Raw genomic sequence first — 22,356 nt, 5'->3', positions numbered from 1 at the left:
CCCTCCACCCGTTCCGCCACCACCTTCACCACCACCACCACCGGCACCCCCAGCAGCAAGCCCCACATCCCCCACAGCCAGCCCCAGAACAGCAGGCTGACGAACACCGCGGCCGGGTTCATCTTGGCGATCTTGCCGGTCATCCAGGTGGTGACGACCATGCCCACCAGGGTGGCGATGGCCAGCGAGGCGCCGGCCACCAGGATCACCATGCGCAGGGATTCGAACTGCAGGAAGGCGACCAGGCCGGTCGCCAGGGTGATCAGCAGCGGGCCGAAGTAGGGCATCACGTGGGCGACGCCGGCGAAGATGGCCCAGGCGCCGGCGTTCTCCAGGCCGACCAGGCGCAGCACGCCCCACATCAGCAGGGCCAGCAGGCTATTGGTCACGAGCAGCATGAACATGTAGTTCTGGATCGAGGTGTTGATATCCTCGAGGATGTGCACGGTCACCTTCTTGCGTGTCAGCGAAGGGCCGGTCAGCTTGACCAGCTTGCGCTTGAAGGTGTCTCCCGCGAGCAGCAGGAAGAACACCAGGAACACCACCATGGTGGCCTGCGATATGAAACTGGCGAGGCCGACCGAGCCGGCCAGCAGCCAGTCCATCACGCGGAAATTGGTGGCGCCGGGCGCGTTGGCGGCCGCTGCCGCCCGGCGCTGCTGCGCCGCTCGCTTGGCACCGGCGCCCGACGCATTGGCGGCCGCCTGCTCGATCTCGGCGGCCGCCGCCTGCACCTGCTGGATAGTCGAGGGCTGGCCGTCCGAGGCCTGCGTGATCAGCCTGGTGACCTTGTGGGTGAGCGAGGGCAGTTCGTCGATGATGTTGAAGAATTCGCCCTGCACGCGCTGGATGGTGAGCGCCATGCCGGCCAGGATCGCGGCCGAGACCAGGGTGGCGCCGATCGCGCGCTTGATGTGCCAGCGTTCGAGCCAGCGCACCACGGGGCTGAGGGTATAGGCGATGAAGATGCCGAGCAGCAGCGGCACGAAGAAATTCTTGGCCCATTGCAGGCCGAATACGAAGGCGACGGTGGCCAGGATGCCGAGCGACATGCCGCGCGCGTTCACGTGCACGGGCAGGCGCAGGGCGCCGTGCGCGGCCCCCAGCTCTTCGCCGGTGGGCGCGCCCTCCTCGCTCAGCAGGCCGGCTTCGCGCGCCGCCTCTTCTGGTGAGCGGGGGATATCCGGCGCGGTCGCCGGCGAAGGCGGCGGCGCGGCGGGGGCATCGGATGGCTTGGCGCTGGTGGTGCCGGGTGGAGCGAGCTGCATATCGTGTCCTGCAAAAGAAAAGGCCAACCCCAGGGCTGGCCGTCGATTCCATTCCAGCCGACGCGCCGGGCGACCGTTCCACGATCGCCCACGCGGCCGGAGTGCGATCCGGCGTCAGCTCATTCTAAGAGTTACTTGACGCGGATGTCGTTCTTCACCGAGCTCACGCCCTTCACGCCACGGGCGATGTCGGCAGCGCGCTGGGCATCGCCCGGCTGGGCGACGAAGCCCGACAGCTGCACCGCACCCTTGTAGGTTTCGACGTTGATTTCGGTGGCCTTGACGTTCGGGTCGGCGGCAAAGGCGGCCTTCACCTTGCCGGTGATGGCGGCATCGTCGAGGTACTCGCCGGTGCTTTCCTTGTTCGGGCCCGATGCGCAGCCGACCATGGTGAAGGCGACGGTGGCGGTGAAGACGGCGGTAGCGATACGTTTGGTCATGTTCATGATGAGCTCCTTGTTGTCAATGCATCACACGGGTGATACGAAGTGGCCGATGCGGCCGGTTGTAAATCCTTGTACTACTTCCTGAATTACTTTCCGAACTGGACTTTGGCATCCGAGACGCACTGGTCTTTGGCGGCGCCCGCAAAGGCGTCGCAGCGTTCCATCGCGACTTTCCAGGCCGCGTCCAGCTTGTCGTCACGCGCTTCGTTGCGCGCTTCGATGGTCTTCTGGTCCGCCTTGGCGTCGGCGCGCGCGGCCACCAGCGCCGCCTTGGCCTGGGCCTGGCAGACGTCCTTGTCATTACCCACGAGGCCGGCGCAGCGCGTCTTGTCGCGGTCGTAGTTGGCGTCGGCGATGCGCAGGCGGGCACGGGTATAGGCCTTCAGCGTGTCCTCGTACTTCGCGCGCGCCTCTTCCTCGGTGCGCACGCGCATGGCCTTGGCTTCGGCCACGCACAGATCCTTCGGATTGCCGGTCACGGCATCGCACTGGGCGCGCGCATTCTTGTAGTTGGCCGCCGCCAGGTCGCGCGCCTGCTGGTAGGCCATCTTCGTTTCCGGCGAAACTTTCCGGATCAGGGGCTCGCCGGCGCGTACGTGCGCGGCGTACAGCATTGCTGCACCGAGCAGCAAGATCGCATGAGGTGGTGCCCGCATTTTGTTCTCCTTGTTTTTAATGCACTGTTGACGTTTTACTCTGCTGTAAGAGAGTGTTCTGTACGGTGCCGAACACTAGTTAAAAGTGTTGTATGGACATGGATGAGTCACAAGTAAAGACGGTGCGTCATCGCACAGACCTCAGGCGTGCCGCTGCTTAATCTGACCCTACATCTTTTGCCAGGAGAACAAGTCATGAAAGCTACCCGCTCTATTGCCGCGCTGGTCGCGGCCGGCGCCATCCTCGGCGGCTGCGCCAGCAGCAATCCAGATCCCTACTACGGCAACAACGGCGGCTACCGCGACGGCTATAACACCAGCTACCGCGACAGCGCCTCGGCCGGCTACGGCACCATCGAATCGATCCAGGTGACCAATACGGAAGGCCGCACCAGCGGCGCCGGCGCCATCGTCGGCGGCCTGGTCGGTGCGCTGGCCGGCAACCAGGTCGGCAGCGGCGGCGGCCGTACCGCGGCCACCGTGGCCGGCGGCGTGGCCGGTGCGGCGATCGGCAACAACGTCGAGCGCAACCGCAACGAAGGCCAGCAGGCCTACGCGGTGAACATCCGCCTCGATAACGGCGAATACCGCACCGTGGTGCAGGACAATGTGTATGACCTGCGCGTGGGCAACCGCGTGCGCATCGTCGACGGCCGCGTCTACCGCTATTAAGACGTGAGCCAGCCAGCCGGCGCATTCTGCGCCGGCTTTCGCTCGTCCAGAGGAAGGAGAATGCTATGAGACAACAACAAGGAAGCTGGCGTGCGCTCGCACTGGCCGGCATGCTGGCCGCCGCCGCGGCGGCCCAGGCACAGACCCAGCCCCAGGCCAACGACGGCAGCACGGTCGCCCCGGCCGTGAAAGCGAAACAGGCCAGCGAAATCCGGCGCGGCGATCCGGCGCGCTGGCACCAGGGCGATCCGACGCAGCAGGCGCGCCTGCGCACCCTGCAGAAGGAAATCGGCGCGGCTTATGCGGAAGCGAAGAAGGCCTGCGGCGAGAACCCGGCGGCCGAGCGCAGCGCCTGCCTGAAGGACGCGCGCGCCACCTACGAGCAGGACATGAAGAATGCGCCGTCCCAGCTGGAGACGGCGCCGCAGGGATCGGTGCAGACCACCGTCCAGACCACCACCCCTGCCTCGCGCTGATCGACGCGCCAGGCGGCGACAAAAAGACGGCGTCCAATCCGAGGATTGCGACGCCGCTCAAGCCCCACCATATTCTGTGAGAATTCGCTTTCAGTATGCCATTTGTTGCGCGCGTTTGCGCTGCATGTACCAAGCGGCAACACCCGCCAGCGCTGCAACACCCAGGGCCGGTTTACCGAGCTTGCGCTTACGGATGAAGCCTAGCACGGTTAGGGCATAAGGAGCCAGCACCGACACGCTAGTACCGGTAGGTTTCAGCAGTGCATCGGCACGCGTGCGCAGGACCCAGGTGGCGTGGTCGAGCACCGAATGGAACATCACTTCGGGACGCGCCGCATGCGAGATCTGGGCGCGCGCGTGCGCCACGCCTGCGCGGTAGAACTCGCCGTCGCGCAGCAGCGCGCGCTTCTTTTCTTCGTGGCTGCGATGATCGTTCTTGTCCATGTCTTTTTCCTTTACATCAGCATGTCGCGGTCGTTGCGCAATTCCTTCATCGTCTCGGGGAAGGCGAGCTTGCCCTGCTTCAGCATGGACAGGCCCTTGGCCACGAGGATGCCGGTGATGACGAGGAAGACGATGAACATGACCAGCAGGATCTTCCAGCCCATTTCGTCCCAGGCCAGGGCGACGATGGTCGCGGTGCCGTAGGCAAGCGCGAACCACGTGGCGAGGATGGCCATCGCGAAGATGGCGACCAGCTCGATCGCGTGGTTGCGCACCTCGGTCATTTCGAGTGCGGCGAGCTCCACGCGCGACACCACCAGGCCGAACAGGTTTTTCGCCAGGCCCGTGATACCACCCATGAGGCCGGGGCCATGCACGACTGTTTCCTTATTTTCCATGGCTGCCCCCGGCTCTTGTTATTTGCGACCCAGAAGGATACCCACCAGCAGGCCGACACCGGCCGCCGCGGCCACGGTGCGCCACGGATTGTCCTTAACGTAGACATCGGCGTTCTTTGCCAGTTCCTTGCCCTTGACCATGGCTTGATCTTTGTACTCGCTGCTCTTGCCCAGCGCCGCATCCAGCATGCGCATGCCGCGCGCGCGCAGTTCGTCGGCCTTGGTGCCGGTCAGCGAAGCGGCCGAGGTCAGCAGCGACTGGGCATCCTTGACCAGGGTTTTCATGTCGGCGCCGGCGTCGTCGAGCTTGCTGTCGATGGAAGCGGCGGTGGCCTTGTTGCGCACGGCGTCGGCGTTGGCGCGGATGGAATCGAGCATGTTGTACTCCTTGTTATTGGTGGGTTGAATGGGATTCGTTATGCCAGCAGGTCGCTCATGTCGTCGGCGTGTTCTTCTTCGACGGCAAGGATCTCGGTCAGCATGTGCCTGGTGGTCGGGTCCTTGTCGCCGATCGCCTGGATCATCTGGCGGTAGGACTCGATCGCCACGCGCTCGGCGATCAGGTCGGCGCGGATCATCGCCTGCACGTCTTCGGAATCGTCGTACTCCGCATGGCTGCGCTGGGTCAGCGTGGCCGGGTTGAAGTTCGGCGAGCCGTTCAGCTGGACGATGCGCTCGGCGATGCGGTCGGCGTGGTCCTGTTCCTGCTGGGCATGCTCGAGGAACTCGGCCTTGATGTGGCCGGTGTTCGGGCCGCTGACGGTGTAGTAGTGGCGCTTGTAGCGCAGCACGCACAGCAGCTCGGTGGCGAGGGCGGCATTCAGCATCGCGATCACCGCCTCGCGGTCGGCGGCGTAGCCTTCGGTCACGGCGCCGTCCTCGAGGTTGGCTGCGGCACGGCGGATTTCCTCGATGTCGAAGCCGTGTCCCAGGTTGCTAGTCGTCTCGTTCATGGTCTGTCTTCCCTTCTTCTCAATAAAGCCAATACAAAATCAACGCGTCGCCGCTCGCGGCGGGATAGGCGCGTTCTCGTTCGACAGCACGATTTCGACGCGGCGGTTCAGCTGGCGGTTGGCGGCGCTGTCGTTCGACGCCACCGGGTAAGCCTCGCCGTAGCCGCGCATCGCCACGCGCTCGCGCGGCACGCCGAGGCTGGTCAGGGCCTGGGCCACGGATTGCGCACGGCGCTCCGACAGGTCCTGGTTATGGCCCGTGCTGCCGGTGCTGTCGGTGAATCCTTCGACCAGCACAGTGCGGTCGGGGTTCTGCATCATGACCTCGGCCAGTTTGCGCACGGTCGCCATACCGTTCGCATTCAGCTCGGCGCGGTCAGTGGCGAACAGGACGTCGCCGATCGTGACCACCATGCCGCGCTCGGTCTTCTGCGCATGCAGCTCGACCAGGATGGCTTCCAGGCGCGCCGAACGCTCGGCCAGCTGGGCAGCCTGCTGCTGGGCCGCGGCGGCCTGGGCCTGGGCGTCCTGGGCCTGCTGCTGGGCGTTCTGGGCCTGCTGCTGAGCAACAGCGATCTGGGCGTTGGCGGCGGCGGCTTCACGCCTGGCGCGTTCGGCCTCGGCGGTGCGGGCTTCCAGCTGCACGCGGTCGCGCTGGCGGCTGGCATTGGCGATCTCGGCCTCGGCCGACTTGGCCTTGGCGATTTCCTGGGCGGTGGCGATGCGCTGCTTGGCCACGTAGGCCAGGCGGTCGATGGTGTCCAGGCTCTCGCGCTTGGCGGCGGCCTGGTTGGCGCGGTCCAGGGCTTCGCTGGCCTGGCGGAATTCCATCGGCGCATAGCTGGCGACCGCCGGGTTGTTGCTGGCGGCAACGTAATCGGCGCGCGCCTCGTCGAGGGTGGCGGTGGTGGTCGGGACGGTGCTGCAGGCGCCCAGCAGCACGGCGCAGGCGAAGACCGCCGATTTCAGAAACGTCGATTTCATCGTGCTTCCTTTCTTCTTGTGTGTGCCGAAATAGTTATTGCTGATCGGAATTCGCGCGGTCCACTTCCTGGCGCAGCACGCGCAGGTCTTCGTTCAGCGCATTCGAGGCCGCGGTGGCCTTGGCCGAGGCAGCCTTGGCCTGGGCCAGCTTGGCATCGGCCTGGGCCTGCACCGCGAGTTCGCGCGCCCGCTTGTAATCCTTGGCGGCCAGCGCCTGGTTGGCCTGCATCATCTTGCTGCGCGCAGCGGAAATCTCTTCGGGCGCCAGTTCCGGTGCGCCGGCCGACACTGCGTTATCGACGGCGTTGTGCGATACCGCGACGGCAGCCGTGGCCGGGGTCTTTTCCGGGCTCGCGCAGGCGGCCAGGCTCAAGACCGCGGCAGCCGCGCCAACCCGCACCAGCAGGTTCATCGATTTCATGTCCATCTGTGTTCTCCCATTGAAGAAAGATTGTGTTGGTAACGTTATAAGCCTCTTGCTTGAAGAGATCGGTTCGCTGCCGCACATAGGGCGGCGTTGACGCAAGGCCTGTCCCGCTACGGTGCGGCACCGCACATTGATCGGAAGACCTTTACGTTAATCTGATCTCAACACACTCCCACCAGAAGGATTGCCATGACAACCCAACAGCATGAGGAGAACAAGCCGGCGGACGAGACGAACCGCGGCAACGCATCCGGCAGGCACAAGGACAAGCGCCCGAAGTCGCGCGCCTTGAAGGCCGTGCTCTGGATCATCGGCATCCTGATCGCCATCCCGGTCATCGCCATCATCATCCTCCTGACCTTCGACTGGAACCGCGTCAAACCCTGGCTCAACGCCAAGGTCAGCGAGGCCATCGAGCGCCCCTTCGCCATCGCCGGCGACCTCTCCGTCAAATGGGAGCGGCCCTCCGAGAGCATCGTTCCCGGCCAGCGCACCTGGCGCGACCACATTCCCTGGCCGCACCTGTACGCGAACGACATTCACGTCGGCAATCCGGTCAACATGCAAAAGGGCGATACCGCCAGTGTGCGCCAAATCTCGTTTTCGCTGAATCCCTTTCCGCTGCTCAGCCACACGATCAACATTCCGGTGCTGCGCGTCGACGGTCCGCGCCTCGAGCTGCTGCGCACCGACGCCACACACTACAACTGGGCGTACAAGCACGAGAAGAAGGAATCGAAGTGGGAGCTCGATCTCGAGCGCCTGGTGCTGGCGAAAGGCGTCATCCACATCAAGGATGCGGTCACCGACGCCGACATCACGGCCGACGTCGATACCATCGCCAACGACCCGACCTACGGCATAGTCTTCAAGGTCCACGGCACCTACAACGATGCGCCGGTGACAGGCGGCGGCAAGCTAGGGGGCGTGCTGACCCTGAAGGAGAACATGGATGCGCCCTTCCCGATCCAGGCCGACGTGCATTCCGGCCCCTACGCGCTGGCGGTCCAGGGCACGGTCACGCGGCCCGCGAAACTGGCCGGGCTCGACCTGCGCCTGAAGCTGGCAGGCCCCAGCCTGGCGCGCCTCTATGCCTTCACCGGCGTGGTGCTGCCCGAGACCCCAGCCTTCTCGACCGAAGGCCACCTGACCGGCTCGCTGGGCGACGGCAAGGACGGCAAGCAGAGCAGCTGGACCTACGAGAAGTTCAAGGGCAAGGTAGGCGAGTCCGACATCAACGGCAGCCTGACTTTCCGCACCCAAAAGCCGCGCAACAAGCTGACCGGCACCATCCATTCGAAGCAGCTGCGCTTTGCCGACCTGGGCCCGCTGATCGGCGCCGATTCCAATGCCAGCAAGCGCGAACGCGGCGTGGCCGCGGTGCAGCCGAATAACAAGGCGCTGCCGGTCGAAAAATTCCACACCGAAAAATGGAAGGTGCTGGATGCCGACGTGCGCTTCAGCGCCGACCGCATCGTCAAGACGGCCCAGCTGCCGCTCAACAAGCTGAATACCCACCTGACCATGGACAATGGCGTGCTGAAGCTGCGGCCGCTGGACTTCGGCCTGGCCGGCGGCACCGTGAGCTCGAACATCACGCTGGACGGCAGCGGCAGCGCCGGCAAGGATGCGATCAAGGCCACGCTGGACGCCACCGCGCGCCACATCGAGGTCAAGCAGCTGTTCCCGCAGATCCAGAAGATCCAGCAGGCCACGGCCGGCGACATCTACGCCCAGGCCAAGCTGACCGCCACCGGCGATTCCGTCGGCGAGATGCTGGCCAAGTCGAACGGCGAAGTGAAGGGCCTGGTGAGCGAAGGCGTGGTCAGCAAGCTGTTGCTCGAGGAAGCCGGCTTGAACGTCGGCAACGTCATCATCACCAAGCTGTTCGGCGACAAGCAGGTCAAACTGAATTGCCTGGCCTCCGACCTCGACGTCAAGAACGGCGTGGCCTCGACCAATACCTTCGTGCTGGACACCGAGGAAGCGATCGTCGACATCAACGGCTGGGTCAACCTGGGCAACGAGCAGATGGACCTGCGCGTGAAGCCGGAGACCAAGGCGCTGCGCCTGTTCACCCTGCGCACGCCCTTCTACGTGCGCGGCACCTTCAAGAATCCGGACCTGCAGCTCGACAAGAAAGTACTGGCCATGAAGGGCGGCGCCGCGGTCGCACTGGCCGTGGTGGCCGCGCCGGCCGCCGCCCTGCTCCCGCTGATCAACACCGGTCCGGGCAAGGACAGTCCCTGCGCGGCGCTGCTGGCCGAAGCGAAGGCCAAGCCGCAGGCGCCGCCGCCGGGCAAGCAAAAGCGTTGAGTGCGGTAGTGTGAGATGTCGTACAGACCTTGCTTTTGTGCGTTGTTAATCTGGTATCACTGCATCACGCAACAAAGCAAGGACGCAAGATGAAGCAATTCGGATGTACCGCGACGCTGCTGGCCGCCTTGGTGCTGGGATTGGCGACTGTCTCGGGATGTGCCGCAACCGGTAGTTCAGCCGGCCAGGCCGTCGACGACGCCGCCATCACGACCGGAGTCAAGGCAGCTATCAACGGGAATCCGAAGCTCTCGGTGTCCGAGCTGGATGTGGAAACCGAGAGAGGAGTCGTCCAGCTGAGCGGGTTCGTCAGCTCGGCGGTCGACGTGGCAGCAGCAGCGGACGCTGCCAGAACCGTCAGGGGTGTGAAATCGGTCAGGAATGACCTGCGCCTCAGGTAATGAAACCCACCGTAAGGAGATCAACATGAAAACCATCAAACAAATCGTCGTTACCGCTTCGCTGGCTACCGCTGCCCTGGCCCTGACCGGCTGCGCAGGCATGTCGAACCAGGACCGTAACACCGCTGTCGGCGCAGGCGTCGGCGCAGTGGCAGGCTCGGTCCTGACCGGCGGTTCCGCTATCGGCACCGTGGGCGGCGCAGCCGTCGGCGGCGTGATCGGCAACCAGACCAGCAAGACGCACTAAGCTGTCCACGCAGGGTGGGCACGCCGTGCCCACCCTGCAGCAAAACGCCCCGTTTCGACGGGGCGTTTGCTTTTGGCATGTGGGCTCGGAGAGCCCCTGCCTGCCCTACACGAACAGGGGAGCCGCAGCCGAAACGCCGGCGCCCGCCCCCGCCTCGCGAACGATCTCGTAGCAGGTGCAAGCCGCCTGCGCCAGGCCCTCGGGATCGAGGATCTCGATATTCCCGCGGCTGTAGTCGATCAGGCCCTGCTGCTGCAGCGCGCTGGCGGCCTTGGTGACGCCGACCCGGCGCACGCCCAGCGCGTGGGCCAGGAATTCGTGGGTGAGGTGGAAGCGGTCGGACTGCAGGCGGTCGCGCGTGACCAGCAGAGAACGCGCCAGGCGCGCTTCCAGCACGTGGTAGCGGCTGCAGACGGCAATCTGGATGGCCTGGGCCAGCAGCGTGTCCGTGTAGCGGTAGAGCACCCGCTGCAGGGCCGGGCTGCGCGCGAATTCGCTGCGGAAGAGATCGGCGTCGATGCGGCTGGCGCTGCCGGCGCGCTGGACCACGGCGCGCACCTGGGTGGTGTCGTGGCCGAGGGCGACGGTGGCGCCCAGCATGCCCTCGCGGCCGACCAGGCCGACCTCGAGCGTCATGCGCACTTCCGCCACGGCCATCATCGAGACCAGGCAATCGTGCGGGAAATAGATGTGGCGGATGGGGTCGCCCGGTTCGCACAGCACGGCCCCCAGCTCCACCTGGACCTGGTCGAGCGCCGGCAGCATGCGCGCCAGGTCTTCCGGCGGAAGCGCGGCCAGCAGCAGGTTGGCGTTATGCTCGGCGACCATGGGTGCAGCAGGAGAATTCATTGGACCCTCGCAGTAGGACGCCAGGAAAATTGCGGCTGGCGTCGCAGTATCATTTGCTAACAACTTTTGGTCAGCGTAGCGGCGCGGGCAGGGCAAGTATGTACGGTGACGCACGGAACCGGGTGTTGTTGACAGGGACAATGGCTTCACCAGACTGAAGAAGAAAAGGACGCCCTCATGAACACGCACCCGACACCACCGTCATCCCCGACCCGCAGGGGCCAGCATCCGCTCCTGATCCTGGCGGCGCTTGCCGTCATCCTGTTCTGCGCGGTCGGCACCGCCGCCATCATGGGCTGGCTGCCGAGCTCGAAAGGACGCACCGCGAACGGCGGCCTCAGCGACGCCGAGCGCGCCGCCCTGTCCGCCAGCCTGCAGCAGCCGGGCGCCCCTGCGCCGGGCAGCATGGCGCCGGGCGCGCTGCCGCCCGCCTACCCGGCCCAGCCGGCCGTCGGCAGCTATGTGCCGGCCACGCCTTCCTCGACGGCACCGCTGCCGGCCATGCCGCCGGCGACGATCGCGCCGACCACCGCCAGCACCTATCCGCCGGGCTACGTCGCCCAGGGCGGCACGACGGCCTACGGCAGCAGCGCCGCCGGCTCGACCGCGGCCGGCTACGACGAACCGGCCCCGGTGCGCGAAAGCCATCCGAAGGCCAGGACCACGACCCGCGTGGCGCAGGCCGAGTCCTCGAGCAACTGGTGCGGCAACTGCGGCAACGTCGAATCGATCCGCCAGATCACGACCCGCGCGCAAGGCAGCGGCGTCGGTGCGGCCGGCGGCGCCATCCTCGGCGGCCTGCTGGGCAACCAGGTCGGCAGCGGCCATGGACGCCAGCTGGCGACGGTGGCCGGCGCGGTCGGCGGCGCCGTGATGGGCAACCAGGTCGAAGGCAATATGAAGGCCAGCCACAGCTACGAGATCCGGGTCCGCCTGGACGACGGCACCCTGCGCACCTTCCACCAGCAGAGCGCGCCGGCATGGCGCACCGGCGACCGCGTGCGCATCGTCAAGGGCGCGCTGCGCGCCGCCTGAACATGTCATGCGCATACCCGGCCATGCAGGCCGGGTCGTTTCGAACGGGGCTGTGGCCCCGTTTTTATTTTCTTTTTCGCAATGTGCGCCAGCGCACGGAACGCGGCCCTTGGGCGGTCAAGAATCAGAGAAAACCACACGAAAGGGAGTCCAAATGAACAGCATCGCATGGATGGGTATCATTCTCTGGGGTCTGCTTCTCACCGCCTTCGGCCTGGTCAGCGCCGGGCCAGCGCCCCAGCCCGGCAGCGCGGACATCGCCGCCCACGACGTGTTCTTCCTGATCAGCGGCGGCCTGCTGACCTGCCTCATCGGTTTCATCGGTTTGACGGGCTTCATGGGCTGGGTCCCGGGATTGCGAAAAGAACAAAAATCCGCGGCCTAATGTACGTCAACGTACGGAGCACAGCCACGGATCCCGAGATACTGAATTCACGGCACAGACATCGCCGGTTCAAACAGAAGAGGACACTATCATGCTCTACACTATCGCTGTCGTACTCATCATTCTTTGGCTGCTGGGCCTGGTAACTTCCTATACCGTCGGCGGCTTCATCCACATCCTGCTGGTCGTTGCCGTCATCATGATCCTGGTTCGCCTGATCAGTGGACGCGGCATATAAGGCCCGCCGCGCCTTATCAGCAACACTGTCCGATCCGTTTCGCGGTCGTGCCCCAATCAGCGGGTGCGACTACGAAACGGATATTTTTTTTGAAGGAGGACATCATGCGTAAACACACGACCTTCATCCGCTCCACCCTGTGCGCGACCGCACTCGCGGTGGCCGCCGGCGGCTGCGCGGACATGAATGCGACCCAGCGCGGCACCGCCACCGGCGCCGGTGTCGGCGCCGGGCTGGGCGCCATCATCGGCGCCAGCACGGGCGGCGGCGGCAGCGGCCGCGCCACCCGCGGCGCCGTACTGGGCGGCCTGGCCGGCGCGGTGGCCGGCAACATCTGGTCCAAGCATATGGAGCAGCAGCGCCAGGCGATGGAGCAGGCCACCCGCGGCACCGGCGTGCAGGTCTCGCAGACCGCCGACAACCGCCTCAAGCTCGAGATCCCGAGCGACATCTCGTTCGACACCAACCGCGCCGACATCAAGCCGAATTTCCGGCCCATCCTCGACCGCTTCGCAACCACCCTGAACGAGAACCCGGCCACCTACGTGACCATCATCGGCCACACCGACAGCACCGGCGGCGACGGCATCAACCAGCCGCTGTCGCTGGACCGCGCCGCCCACGCGCGCGACTACCTGGCGGCGCGCGGCATCGATCCGAACCGCATCACCGTCGAAGGCCGCGCGGCGCGCGAGCCGGTCGCCTCGAACGACGATCCGGCCGGCCGCGCCCGCAACCGCCGCGTCGAAATCTACGTCAACGAGCCAGCCCGCGCCGGCTGATGCAGCGCCGGGCGCCGCCCTCCCCCGGCGCGGCGTCCGGTGAGTATGCGTGACAATTGCGGCCTTATTGCAGCGCAGCGTCAACGACGCGCCCGAAACCGGCAATCCCGCTTCGGCACAAGCAAAATCGGTGACGCCGGATTACCTTCAAGGCATGTACATTTGTATGCATTAGTTTTACTTATGCATATACAGAAATATTGTCACCTCTGCATAGCACCATTCCTGCTGTTTATACCCGTTGTATTGATCACACAAAATCACGTATCCAATTTGACTTTTTCTCATCAGAAATGGTTTGATCGTCCCCCTTGGCAGGAATATATACCCGCCGAGGTTGACAAAGAGAAGCCCCGGCTTCGAGATAAAGCATTGGAGAGATTTTGACTAAGCAATTCGCAGTTAAGCACAGCGTCCTCGCTGTCGCCCTCACCCTGGCAGCGCCAGGCTTCGTATTCGCACAGGCCGAGCAGCCCGTGACCCAGAAGGTCTACGTGACCGGCTCGAACATCAAGCGCGCCGACAAGGAAGACTCCTCGCCGATCACCGTGATGACCGCCAAGGAAATCACCGCCACCGGCGCCAACACCGTTGCCGAACTGCTGCACAACATCCCGGCTTTCGGCTCGGGCACCTCGAACGACATCACCGACGGCGGCTTCTCGAAAGGCGTTTCGACCGCCTCGCTGCGCGGCCTGGGCTCGTCCTCGACCCTGATCCTGCTGAACGGCCGCCGCATCGCCGCTTCGGCCTACGCCGACCCGAACAACGGCAAGTCGACCGTCTATGACCTGAACAACATCCCGGTGTCGGCCATCGCCCGCGTCGAAGTGTTCAAGGATGGCGCTTCGGCCGTGTACGGCTCCGACGCGATCGCCGGCGTGATCAACTTCATCACCAAGGACGACTACCAGGGCGCGCAGATCTCGGCCTCGACCTCGGCCAACGACAACGGCGAATTCAACCGTAACAACATCAACGGCGTGATCGGCTTCGGCGACCTGGAAACCGACCGCTACAACGCCTTCATCAGCTTCGACGTCGCCAAGCGCGGCCACACCGGCATCAAGGATGTCAACGACATCGAAAAGGACCAGCTGTCGAAGATCAACAGCCGTCTGAACGGCTATGGCAGCTACGCGTCGGGCAACCCGTTCATCTTCCGTGAACTGACCGCCGGCGCCGCCAACTTCTCGACCAGCGCCGCCAACGGCAAGTACGTCGTCAACAGCACCGCTGGCTGCCAGGGCAACGTCATCACCGGCGGCCCGCAGTACAACATCGCTTCCAGCTCGATGCTGTACAACCGCCAGTTCTGCAACTACGACATCTACGACAACTACGAAGCGCAGTCGAAGGGCACCGACGTCAACCTGCTGTCGAAAGTCACCTTCAAGATCAGCGACAGCGTCACGTCGTTCACCGAAATCGGCTTCTCGCGCGTCCAGCGCGAATACGTCGGCCTGCCGAAGACCATCTCGTCGACCGCACCGACCACCGTGTTCCGCGTCAACGGCCTGCCGACCAGCTACCAGCTGCTGCTGCCGTCGGGCCACCCGGACAACCCGTTCACCGGCTACCGCGCAGCGGCCGTGTTCCGCTTCGCCGGCACCGACGCCAGCGGCGAGAACGTCAACAAGGCCTACCGCTTCCTGACCGGCCTGAAGGGCACCACCGGCGCCTTCGACTGGGAAACCGGCTTCCTGTACAACCGCACCGAGCGTGACGATCTGGGCCATGGCTACCTGTACCGTCCGGTCGTCGACCGCATCGTGACCGAGAACCGCACCATCGCCGCGACCATCGCCGACCCGAACGCGGTCCGCGACGTCGACAACCTGGGCTTCTCGCAAGTCGCCCAGATCGACGCCAAGGCCTCGACCACCTTCGGCAAGCTGGCCGGCGGCGACATCGGCTTCGCCTTCGGCGGTGAAGTCCGCCAGGAAAAGATCGGCCTGAACTCGGATCCGGAACTGGCTGCCGGTAACATCATCGGCCTGGCAAACTCGGTCATGGACGGCCGCCGCATCGTCAAGTCGGGCTTCGTCGAACTGCGTACGCCGTTCACCAAGACCTTCGAGATGGACTTCGCCGGCCGCTACGACAAGTACCCGACCGCGAAGAGCTTCGTGCCGAAAGTCGGCGCCAAGTGGGAAGCCACCGACAAGATCACCTTCCGCGGCTCGTTCGCCAAGGGCTTCCGCGCACCGGCGCTGTCGCAGGTGTCGCCGGGCGGCGTGCAGTCGTTCAACAACGGCTTCGTCGATCCGGTCCGTTGCCCGGACGGCGTGAACCCGCTGCCGGGCGCGGACAAGCTGGATTGCTCGCGCAGCATCTCGGCAATGTCGACCCCGAACGCCAACCTGAAGAACGAAACCTCGAAGAGCTACTCCTTCGGTTCGATCATCAACGCGACCAAGAACCTCGACATCCTGATCGACTACTACCGTATTCGTAAGGAAAACGAGACCGCCCTGCTGTCGGCAACCTTCGTGGCCGAGCACCCGGACCTGTACCCGGGCCTGGCGATCCGCGACAGCAACAACCTGGTCGACGCGACCGGCAAGGTGATCCCGAATTCGGGCCAGCTGCTGGCGATCAACCGCACCTTCGTGAACCAGGGCTCGACCGACACCTCGGGCATCGACCTCGAAGTCGCACACCGCCTGAACCTGGGCGAGAACGGCCGCCTGTCGACCCGCCTGAACTACACCTACGCGCTGACCTACAAGCGTTCGGAGCGTCCGGGTGAAGTCTCGACCAACGTGGTCGGCACCAACGGCGGCCTGTCCGACTGGGCGACCTCGGTGGGCGATATCCCGCGTCACCGCCTGAACCTGGTCACCACCTGGACCCGCGGCGAGCACGCGGCAACCCTGTCGGCCGACTACGTGTCGTCGGTCTCGCTGATGCGCCGTACCGACAACACCACGACCTACCCGGTTCCGTTCTGCTACTACGGCACCAACACCGTGCCGGTGCCGAAGGGCGTGTCGACCGGCGGCCTGCCGAACTACCTGTACTCGAACCCGGATTGCAACGTCGACGAATGGCTGACCTTCGGCGCGTCGTACTCGTACACCGGCTTCAAGAACTGGACCCTGTCGGCCAACATCAAGAACCTGCTGGATACCAAGGCGCCTTACGATCCGCGTTATCCGAACGAAGGCTTCAACACCCAGCTGCACAACGGTATGGGCCGCTACTTCCGCCTGACCGCTTCGTACAAGTTCAAGTAATCGCTGTCTGAACCCCGTATGAGTGAAAGCCGCCCCGCGCAAGCCGGGCGGCTTTTTTCATTCCTGCGGTGTATGCTCGGCTGACGCTTTTACCGGGAGCTTACATGGCTGAAGAGAAGATCCGCATCGTTGGCGAGACGGTGCTCGCGGACGACTACTATCCGCTGAAGAAAGTGAAGTACGAACAGCTGCGCAGCGACGGCGGCCGGCAGGAACAGGAGCGCGAAGTCTACGACGCGGCCTCCGGCGCCGCCGTGCTGCTGTACAACCGCGAGCGCCGCACGGTGGTGCTGACACGCCAGTTCCGGCTGGGGGCGTTCTTGAATGGCAGCGACGGTTTCCTGCTGGAGGCGGCCGCCGGCGTGCTGGAGGGCGCCGCACCTGCCGACCGGGTCATTGCCGAGGCGCGGGAAGAAACCGGCTACGAGATCGGGCATGTCGACCCGGTCATGCAGCTGTTCGTCAGCCCGGGTTCGCTGACCGAGCGCATCCATTTGTTCGTGGCCGAATACGATCCTTCGCGGCGCAGTGGCGAGGGCGGCGGCAAGCCCGAGGAAGGCGAAGACATCGAAGTGGTCGAAATGGACTTCGACGATGCGCTGGCGCTGATCGACACCGGTGGCATTATCGACGCCAAGACCGTGCTGCTCCTGCTGCACCTGGAGCGCCGGGTACTGGGCCGGCACGAAGCCTCCTGAGTCTTCTTTCCCCCCATCGGTGGTGCTGCCGGGGAACCGGCGCGTCCGCCACAATGCATCCCATTACAGGAGAACATCCCCATGATGAATACCCTTGCCGTCTTGTCCGGCGCGATTGTCCTGGCCTGCGCGGCCCTGCCGGCCGGCGCCCAGACCATGAAGCCGGGGCTCTGGGAGCTGAGCAACACGGTCAGCTCCGGCGGTGGCCAGATGCAGTCGGCCATGGCCGAGATGCAGAAACAGCTGGCCAGCATGCCGCCGGAACAGCGCAAAGCCATGCAGCAAATGATGGAACGCAACGGCGTGCAGATGAACATCGGCGCCGGCGGCGCGCTGACGACGCGCATGTGCATGACGAAGGAAATGATCCAGCGGAAGGAATTCCCGGTGCAGGAAGGCGACTGCAAGCAGAAAGTCACCCAGCAGTCCGCCAGCAAGATGAAGATCGTCTTCAGCTGCAGCAGGCCGCCCACCAGCGGCGAAGGCGAAATGACCCTGGACAGCGACACCAGCTACCGCGCCAAAATGCACATCAAGGGCACGGACGACGGCAAGCAACAGGTCGTGGACATGGACGTCGCCGGCAAATGGCTGAGCGCCGACTGCGGCACCCTCCGTCCAATCGGTATCCCGCAAGCGAAGTAGCAGCAACGACCCCCACGGGATTTCAGCCGGGACTGGCGCAAGCCGATCCCGGCTTTTTTTATTTAATTCGGGGTCAGAGCACTTTTTCGATTTAATTCGGGGTCAGAGCACTTTTTGAGGAAATCTCCCAACTTCAAAAGCCGCGCCGGCTGCCGCGGCCCGATGCGGGGCGTTCGCGCTCCCAACACAAACAGTTCGCTGCAAATCAATTGATCAAAAAAGTGCTCTGACCCCGAATTTACAGCGAAATGTGCTCTGACCCCGAATTATTGGCTCAGGTGGTTTCGGTGTAGGCCATGTAGAGGTCACGTGCTTGTTTTGCTACCGGACCGGCCGGCAGTTCGCGCGACTGGTAGCGGACGCAGGGTGTGACTTTGCCGTAGTTGCCGGTGCTGAATATTTCGCGGGCCGTTTCCAGCTCGTCCGGGGATACGGTGCGTTCTTCGACCGTCACGCCTGCCTCCGTCAGCAGCGCGATCACGCGGGCGCGGGTGATGCCGGCCAGGAAGGTGCCGTTCAAGGCCGGCGTGACCACTGCGCCATCCGCGGTGACCAGGAACAGGTTCGAGGACGCGAACTCGGCCACGTTGCCGGCCAGGTCGAGCATGATGGCATTGTCGAAGCCGCGGGCACGGGCGTCGCGCAGGGCGCGGGCGGTGTTGGCGTACAGGGCCGAGGCCTTGGCGTCGGTCGGCGCCATGGTCGGCTGCGGGCGGTGCAGGTCCGACAGGCAGGCCGAGAAGCCGGCGAAAGGCGGCAGCGGCGCGTCGAACAGGGTCAGCGCGAAGCCGGCCTTCTCAGGCACCGGGATCAGGAAGCCCTCGGACGCGAACACCAGCGGACGGATATATAGCTCGGCGTCAAGCGGGAACCGCGCCACGCCTTCGCGCACCAGCGCTTCCATCTGGTCCACCGACAGCGGACAGGTCAGGCCCAGCTTCTCGGCCGAGTCGATCACGCGCTGCAGGTGCGGGCGCAGGTCCGGCAGGTGGCCGCGCAGGGCGCGCGCACCGTCGAACACGGACGAGCCCAGCCACACGCTGTGGTCCATGGCGCCGAACAGCGGCGTATTCCCTTCGGCCCATTCGCCGTTATAGTAAGTCAGATACATCTTTTTCTCCCTATGTGGACTCCATCAGTGTAACCCGGCAGGCGCGCCACCGCAGCGCCCGGCCCCGCTCAGTTCGGTGGCGTACACAGCGCAGGGGTGTCCGCGAGTACACTAGCTTTTATGCTCGACATCCTTGAACGCCTCGATCCCGACAGCGACCGCATCGACCTGCTGGTCGACCTGGTCGACAAGCTCCGCCCGCGCCGCGCGCCGGACGCCGCCTATGCGCGCGCCCAGGTGCGCACCCTGACCCAGCTGCTGAAGGGCGATCCCGCCCACGCCTGGGCCCTGCGCCGCTACATCACCACCCTGCTCGAAACACGCCGCCACACCAGCCTGTACTCGGACGTCGGCATCCTGTCGAACGACGGTTTCTTCACGGAGCTGAAAAAGCGCATCGCCTACCGCATGCTGCCGCCGGCCCTCGACGAGATCTACCTCTCCGATACCTTCGACCGACTGCTGTGCCGCGAAGACGATTACCTGTGGATCCGGGCGGTGCCGAACGCCGACTGGCTGGAGCTGTTCGACACCGTCTCGAACGCCCCGCCGCCGCTTGACGCGACCCCGGACCGCGCCCGCCACGTCACCCTGCTCGGCCTGCTGGACGCGATCCGCACCCTCTCCTGCCGCGTCTGCGCGCTGGGACTGGAACCGAAGCTGATCCACGCCCACATGGAAATCGAGGAAGTCGACTCGCCCTTCCTGATGCAGAACATCGAGGCCAACAACTACCTCGACCAGTACGGCCGCCTGCTGGCCGGCGAACTCGATCGCATGGAAGACGCGCGCCACCTGCTGGTGATGCTCGACCAGTGCGAAGAGGTGGTGCTGAAAGTCAGGCGGCGCGCGCTCGCGGCCGGCACCAGCGTCTCCCTCACTTATCTGCTGCTGGCGATCACCCAGAGCGTCGACCGCCTGCGTAAGCTCCTGTTCCTGGTCGATACCAGCGGCGAGCTGCCGGCCGCGCCGACGGTCGACCTGCTTGCGCTGGCCATCGAATCCACGCCGCCGGCCGAGCCGACGATCTCGCCGCGCCGCGCCGCCGCGATCGACCTCGCCCAGGAGCTGGCCGAAGCCCACAACACCAAGTACCAGGTGCGCGGCCTGGTGCGCGACAACATCGACCTGCTGGCGCGGAACGTCACGGAAAACGCCAGCCGCACCGGCGAGCATTACATCGCCGAGGAGCGCAGCGCGCTGCGCCAGATGTTCAACGCCGCGGCCGGCGCCGGCTTCATCATCAGCGTCATGGCGGTCATCAAGATCCTGATGTCCTACATGCACCGCGCGCCGCTGATCGAAGCCGCCCTGTACAGCATGAACTACGCGTTCGGCTTCATGCTGATCCACGTGCTGCACTTTACGGTCGCCACCAAGCAGCCGGCGATGACGGCCGCGCGCATCGCCGCCGCTTTGCACGAAAGCGACCAGAAAAGCAGCAGGTACAGACAGGCCGACGCCGACAGCATGGCGGCCCTGGTCAACAAGGTGTTCCGCACCCAGGTGGCGGCGGTGCTGGGCAACCTGGCCACCGTGATCCCGATCTCCTTCCTGCTGGCGCTCGGCTACTGGTACCTGACCGGCCACCACCTGGTCAATGTGTTCAAGGCCCGCCACCTGATCGAAGACAGCCACCCCTGGCAATCGCTGGCCCTGCTGCATGCGGCCATCGCCGGCGTCTGGCTGTTCGTCTCCGGCCTGGTGTCCGGCTATTACGACAACAAGGCTTTATATACCCGCATGTCCCTGCGCGTGCAGCAGCTGCACACGCTGCGGCGCCTGCTGGGCAAGGACCGCCTGGCGCGCTTCGGCCGCTACGTCGAGGACAATCTCGGCGGCCTGATGGGCAATGCGGTCTTCGGTCTCCTGATGGGGACCACGGCCATGGTCGGCTTCCTGCTCGGCCTTCCGCTCGACGTGCGCCACGTGACCTTCTCCTCGGCCAACTTCGCGATCGGCTTCGTCGGCCTCGACTATAACGTCGACCTGGAGACCGTCGGCATCACCCTGCTGGGCATCGCCCTGATCGCCATGGTCAATCTGCTGGTCAGCTTCGGGCTGGCGCTGTGGGTTGCACTGCGCGCCCGCAAGATCCGCTTCTACCACGGCTTCGCGCTGCTGCGTGCGCTGGGCCGGCGCCTGCGCATGGCGCCGCTGGACTTCTTCATCGGCCCGAAAGCCGATTTTCTGAGCGAACAACCAAAAGGTGTCGAATGAGCTCTCCCCCCAAGAAAACCCGGCTGGCCTGGCAATCCTGGATCGCCGCCCTTTGTGTGGGGCTGACCCTGATCGCCTGCAAGTCCCTGCCCGAAGTCGACCCGGTCGCACCGAACAAGGCCACGCCCACCGTCGCCGGCACGAAAGGCACGCTGGCGCCGAGGCAGGTGTCGGCGCTGGTGTCGAAGCGCTGGGCCAACGCCTCGACCGATCTGAAATCGATGGCGCTGCTGGAGGAACAGGCGACCGGGGTGCCGCTCATCGCCGGCAACCGCGTGACCCTGCTGTTCGACGGCCCCGCCACCATGCGCGAGATGATGGCCGCGGCGCGCGCCGCCACCAGCTCGATCAACCTCGAGACCTATATCTTCGACCAGGACCAGGTCGGCAACGAATTCGCCGACGTGCTGATCGAGAAGCAGCGCCAGGGCGTGGCGGTCAACATCATGGTCGACGCGGTCGGCGCGATCGCCACCCCGGCCGCCTTCTTCGAGCGCATGCGCGCGGCCGGCATCCGGGTCCTGATCTTCAACCCGGTCAATCCGGCCAAGGCCAAGGGCAACTGGGACCTGAACAACCGCAACCACCGCAAGCTGATGGTAGTCGACGGCCGCGTCGCCTTCACCGGCGGCATCAACATCAGCTCGACCTATGCCAACAGCTCGCTGTTCCGCTCGAAATTCAAGAAGGAGACCGCGGACGGCGCCAAGGTCGGCTGGCGCGACACCCACGTCAAGATCGAGGGCCCGGCCGTCGCGCCGCTGCAGTGGTCCTTCGTGAACCTGTGGGTGCAGCAGGAAGGCGGCGAACTGCCGAAGGCCGAGTACTTCCCCACCCTGAGCGCCGCCGGAGACAAATTGATCCGCGTCCTGGCCGGCAATCCGGCAGGCGACTCGGACATCTACAAGGCGCTGGTGGTCGCCATCCAGGAAGCGAAGAAGAGCATCCATATCACCTCCGCCTACTTCGTGCCCGACCAGCAGATCGTCGACGCCCTCGCCGCCGCCGCCCGCCGCGGCGTGGACGTCAGGCTGGTGCTGCCCGGCGTGTCCGACCACAGCATGATCCGCTACGCCGGCCAGGGCTTCTATGACCAGCTCTTGAGGTCCGGCGTGAAGATCTTCGAGCTGCAGGTGGCGGTGCTGCACGCGAAGACGGCCGTGATCGACGGCGCCTGGTCGACCATCGGCTCCGCCAATATCGACCGCCGCAGCTTCCTGCACAATTATGAGTTGAACGTGGTGGTGATGGATCCGGCCTTTGGGCTGGCGATGGAGAGCGCCTTCAATGAGGATTTGCGGGATTCCAAGGAAGTGACGCTGGAGCGGTGGAAGCACCGGCCGTGGATGGACAGGATACGGGAGTGGGCGGCGCGGCTGGGGGAGTATTGGATCTGATATCGTCGTCCCCGCGAAGGCGGGGACCCAAGTTTGCATGCGTCACGTCTGCTCGTCCAACTTGGAGGG

The 22,356-nt window shown here is 65.0% G+C and carries 25 protein-coding genes; 14 read left to right on the top strand and 11 right to left on the bottom strand.

Features of this window, described 5'->3' with window-relative positions:
- The 3 genes from LQV39_RS23220 to LQV39_RS23210 form a co-directional block, all read right to left on the bottom strand.
- Positions 1–1,268 (bottom strand): AI-2E family transporter (locus LQV39_RS23220; RefSeq protein ID WP_230029554.1); only part of this gene is annotated, 1,268 nt, incomplete at its 3' end.
- 131 nt (positions 1,269–1,399) lie between these two features.
- Positions 1,400–1,714: a BON domain-containing protein gene (locus LQV39_RS23215; protein WP_230029553.1), complete on the bottom strand. Its 315-nt coding sequence runs from the start codon at positions 1,712–1,714 to the stop codon at positions 1,400–1,402.
- Between the two features lie 86 nt (positions 1,715–1,800).
- Positions 1,801–2,370, bottom strand: a complete 570-nt coding sequence (locus LQV39_RS23210; RefSeq protein ID WP_230029552.1) for a hypothetical protein — start codon at positions 2,368–2,370, stop codon at positions 1,801–1,803.
- 195 nt (positions 2,371–2,565) lie between these two features.
- Between LQV39_RS23210 and LQV39_RS23205 the strand changes: the two genes are divergently transcribed.
- Together LQV39_RS23205 and LQV39_RS23200 are read left to right on the top strand one after the other, a co-directional pair.
- Positions 2,566–3,042 carry a glycine zipper 2TM domain-containing protein gene (locus LQV39_RS23205; RefSeq protein ID WP_230029551.1) on the top strand — a complete coding sequence of 159 codons (477 nt, stop codon included), beginning with the start codon at positions 2,566–2,568 and terminating at the stop codon, positions 3,040–3,042.
- 65 nt (positions 3,043–3,107) lie between these two features.
- Positions 3,108–3,518: a hypothetical protein gene (locus LQV39_RS23200; RefSeq protein WP_230029550.1), complete on the top strand. Its 411-nt coding sequence runs from the start codon at positions 3,108–3,110 to the stop codon at positions 3,516–3,518.
- A 90-nt stretch (positions 3,519–3,608) separates the two neighbouring features.
- Here the strand turns inward: LQV39_RS23200 and LQV39_RS23195 are convergent, their stop codons facing one another.
- The 6 genes from LQV39_RS23195 to LQV39_RS23170 all read right to left on the bottom strand — a co-directional run bounded on the left by LQV39_RS23195 (position 3,609) and on the right by LQV39_RS23170 (position 6,724).
- The gene (locus LQV39_RS23195) at positions 3,609–3,962 is read right to left on the bottom strand and encodes a hypothetical protein (protein ID WP_230029549.1); all 354 of its coding nucleotides are present in this window, start codon (positions 3,960–3,962) and stop codon (positions 3,609–3,611) included.
- An 11-nt stretch (positions 3,963–3,973) separates the two neighbouring features.
- Positions 3,974–4,360: a phage holin family protein gene (locus LQV39_RS23190; protein WP_230029548.1), complete on the bottom strand. Its 387-nt coding sequence runs from the start codon at positions 4,358–4,360 to the stop codon at positions 3,974–3,976.
- A gap of 18 nt (positions 4,361–4,378) precedes the next feature.
- Positions 4,379–4,645 (bottom strand): YqjD family protein, encoded by a 267-nt coding sequence (locus tag LQV39_RS23185; RefSeq protein WP_230029556.1) that lies wholly within the window; start codon positions 4,643–4,645, stop codon positions 4,379–4,381.
- A gap of 131 nt (positions 4,646–4,776) precedes the next feature.
- Positions 4,777–5,313, bottom strand: a complete 537-nt coding sequence (locus LQV39_RS23180; protein ID WP_230029547.1) for a bacterioferritin — start codon at positions 5,311–5,313, stop codon at positions 4,777–4,779.
- A 39-nt stretch (positions 5,314–5,352) separates the two neighbouring features.
- Entirely contained in the window at positions 5,353–6,297 is a 945-nt protein-coding gene (locus LQV39_RS23175; RefSeq protein ID WP_230029546.1) for an OmpA family protein, read from the bottom strand.
- 34 nt (positions 6,298–6,331) lie between these two features.
- Positions 6,332–6,724 (bottom strand): DUF4398 domain-containing protein, encoded by a 393-nt coding sequence (locus LQV39_RS23170; RefSeq protein ID WP_230029545.1) that lies wholly within the window; start codon positions 6,722–6,724, stop codon positions 6,332–6,334.
- Positions 6,725–6,913: 189 nt separating this feature from the next.
- On the opposite strand from LQV39_RS23170, the gene LQV39_RS23165 reads away from it, so the two are divergent.
- The 3 genes from LQV39_RS23165 to LQV39_RS23155 all read left to right on the top strand — a co-directional run bounded on the left by LQV39_RS23165 (position 6,914) and on the right by LQV39_RS23155 (position 9,688).
- Positions 6,914–9,040 (top strand): AsmA family protein, encoded by a 2,127-nt coding sequence (locus LQV39_RS23165; RefSeq protein WP_230029544.1) that lies wholly within the window; start codon positions 6,914–6,916, stop codon positions 9,038–9,040.
- 89 nt (positions 9,041–9,129) lie between these two features.
- Positions 9,130–9,441: a BON domain-containing protein gene (locus LQV39_RS23160; RefSeq protein ID WP_230029543.1), complete on the top strand. Its 312-nt coding sequence runs from the start codon at positions 9,130–9,132 to the stop codon at positions 9,439–9,441.
- 25 nt (positions 9,442–9,466) lie between these two features.
- Positions 9,467–9,688 (top strand): glycine zipper 2TM domain-containing protein, encoded by a 222-nt coding sequence (locus LQV39_RS23155; RefSeq protein ID WP_230029542.1) that lies wholly within the window; start codon positions 9,467–9,469, stop codon positions 9,686–9,688.
- A 105-nt stretch (positions 9,689–9,793) separates the two neighbouring features.
- Here LQV39_RS23155 and LQV39_RS23150 read toward each other — a convergent pair whose 3' ends face one another.
- Positions 9,794–10,537 carry a Crp/Fnr family transcriptional regulator gene (locus LQV39_RS23150; protein WP_230029541.1) on the bottom strand — a complete coding sequence of 248 codons (744 nt, stop codon included), beginning with the start codon at positions 10,535–10,537 and terminating at the stop codon, positions 9,794–9,796.
- A gap of 177 nt (positions 10,538–10,714) precedes the next feature.
- On the opposite strand from LQV39_RS23150, the gene LQV39_RS23145 reads away from it, so the two are divergent.
- The 7 genes from LQV39_RS23145 (at position 10,715) to LQV39_RS23115 (ending at position 17,559) form a co-directional block, all read left to right on the top strand.
- Positions 10,715–11,572, top strand: coding sequence for a glycine zipper 2TM domain-containing protein (locus LQV39_RS23145; protein WP_230029540.1), 858 nt, complete (start codon positions 10,715–10,717; stop codon positions 11,570–11,572).
- A 154-nt stretch (positions 11,573–11,726) separates the two neighbouring features.
- Positions 11,727–11,957 carry a hypothetical protein gene (locus LQV39_RS23140; protein WP_230029539.1) on the top strand — a complete coding sequence of 77 codons (231 nt, stop codon included), beginning with the start codon at positions 11,727–11,729 and terminating at the stop codon, positions 11,955–11,957.
- Between the two features lie 91 nt (positions 11,958–12,048).
- Entirely contained in the window at positions 12,049–12,195 is a 147-nt protein-coding gene (locus LQV39_RS23135; protein WP_230029538.1) for a lmo0937 family membrane protein, read from the top strand.
- Between the two features lie 104 nt (positions 12,196–12,299).
- Positions 12,300–12,977, top strand: a complete 678-nt coding sequence (locus tag LQV39_RS23130; RefSeq protein WP_230029537.1) for an OmpA family protein — start codon at positions 12,300–12,302, stop codon at positions 12,975–12,977.
- Between the two features lie 383 nt (positions 12,978–13,360).
- Entirely contained in the window at positions 13,361–16,216 is a 2,856-nt protein-coding gene (locus LQV39_RS23125) for a TonB-dependent receptor domain-containing protein (RefSeq protein ID WP_230029536.1), read from the top strand.
- Between the two features lie 104 nt (positions 16,217–16,320).
- Positions 16,321–16,914 (top strand): NUDIX domain-containing protein, encoded by a 594-nt coding sequence (locus LQV39_RS23120; protein ID WP_230029535.1) that lies wholly within the window; start codon positions 16,321–16,323, stop codon positions 16,912–16,914.
- A gap of 81 nt (positions 16,915–16,995) precedes the next feature.
- A complete protein-coding gene (locus LQV39_RS23115; protein WP_230029534.1) occupies positions 16,996–17,559 on the top strand; it encodes a DUF3617 domain-containing protein in 564 nt (187 codons plus the stop codon).
- Positions 17,560–17,833: 274 nt separating this feature from the next.
- On the opposite strand, the gene LQV39_RS23110 is transcribed toward LQV39_RS23115, so the two are convergent.
- The gene (locus LQV39_RS23110) at positions 17,834–18,670 is read right to left on the bottom strand and encodes a branched-chain amino acid aminotransferase (RefSeq protein WP_230029533.1); all 837 of its coding nucleotides are present in this window, start codon (positions 18,668–18,670) and stop codon (positions 17,834–17,836) included.
- 120 nt (positions 18,671–18,790) lie between these two features.
- On the opposite strand from LQV39_RS23110, the gene LQV39_RS23105 reads away from it, so the two are divergent.
- The gene (locus LQV39_RS23105; RefSeq protein WP_230029532.1) at positions 18,791–20,890 is read left to right on the top strand and encodes a site-specific recombinase; all 2,100 of its coding nucleotides are present in this window, start codon (positions 18,791–18,793) and stop codon (positions 20,888–20,890) included.
- Positions 20,887–22,287, top strand: coding sequence for a cardiolipin synthase (gene cls, locus LQV39_RS23100; protein WP_230029531.1), 1,401 nt, complete (start codon positions 20,887–20,889; stop codon positions 22,285–22,287). The genes LQV39_RS23105 and cls overlap by 4 nt, the downstream gene beginning before the upstream one ends.
- The last annotated feature ends 69 nt before the right edge of the window (positions 22,288–22,356 follow it).

The organism is Massilia sp. Bi118 (assembly GCF_918697865.1).
Classification (GTDB): domain Bacteria; phylum Pseudomonadota; class Gammaproteobacteria; order Burkholderiales; family Burkholderiaceae_D; genus Telluria.
The sequence above is the reverse complement of the archived record's forward strand: the minus strand, read 5'-3'. Positions and strand labels throughout refer to the sequence as shown.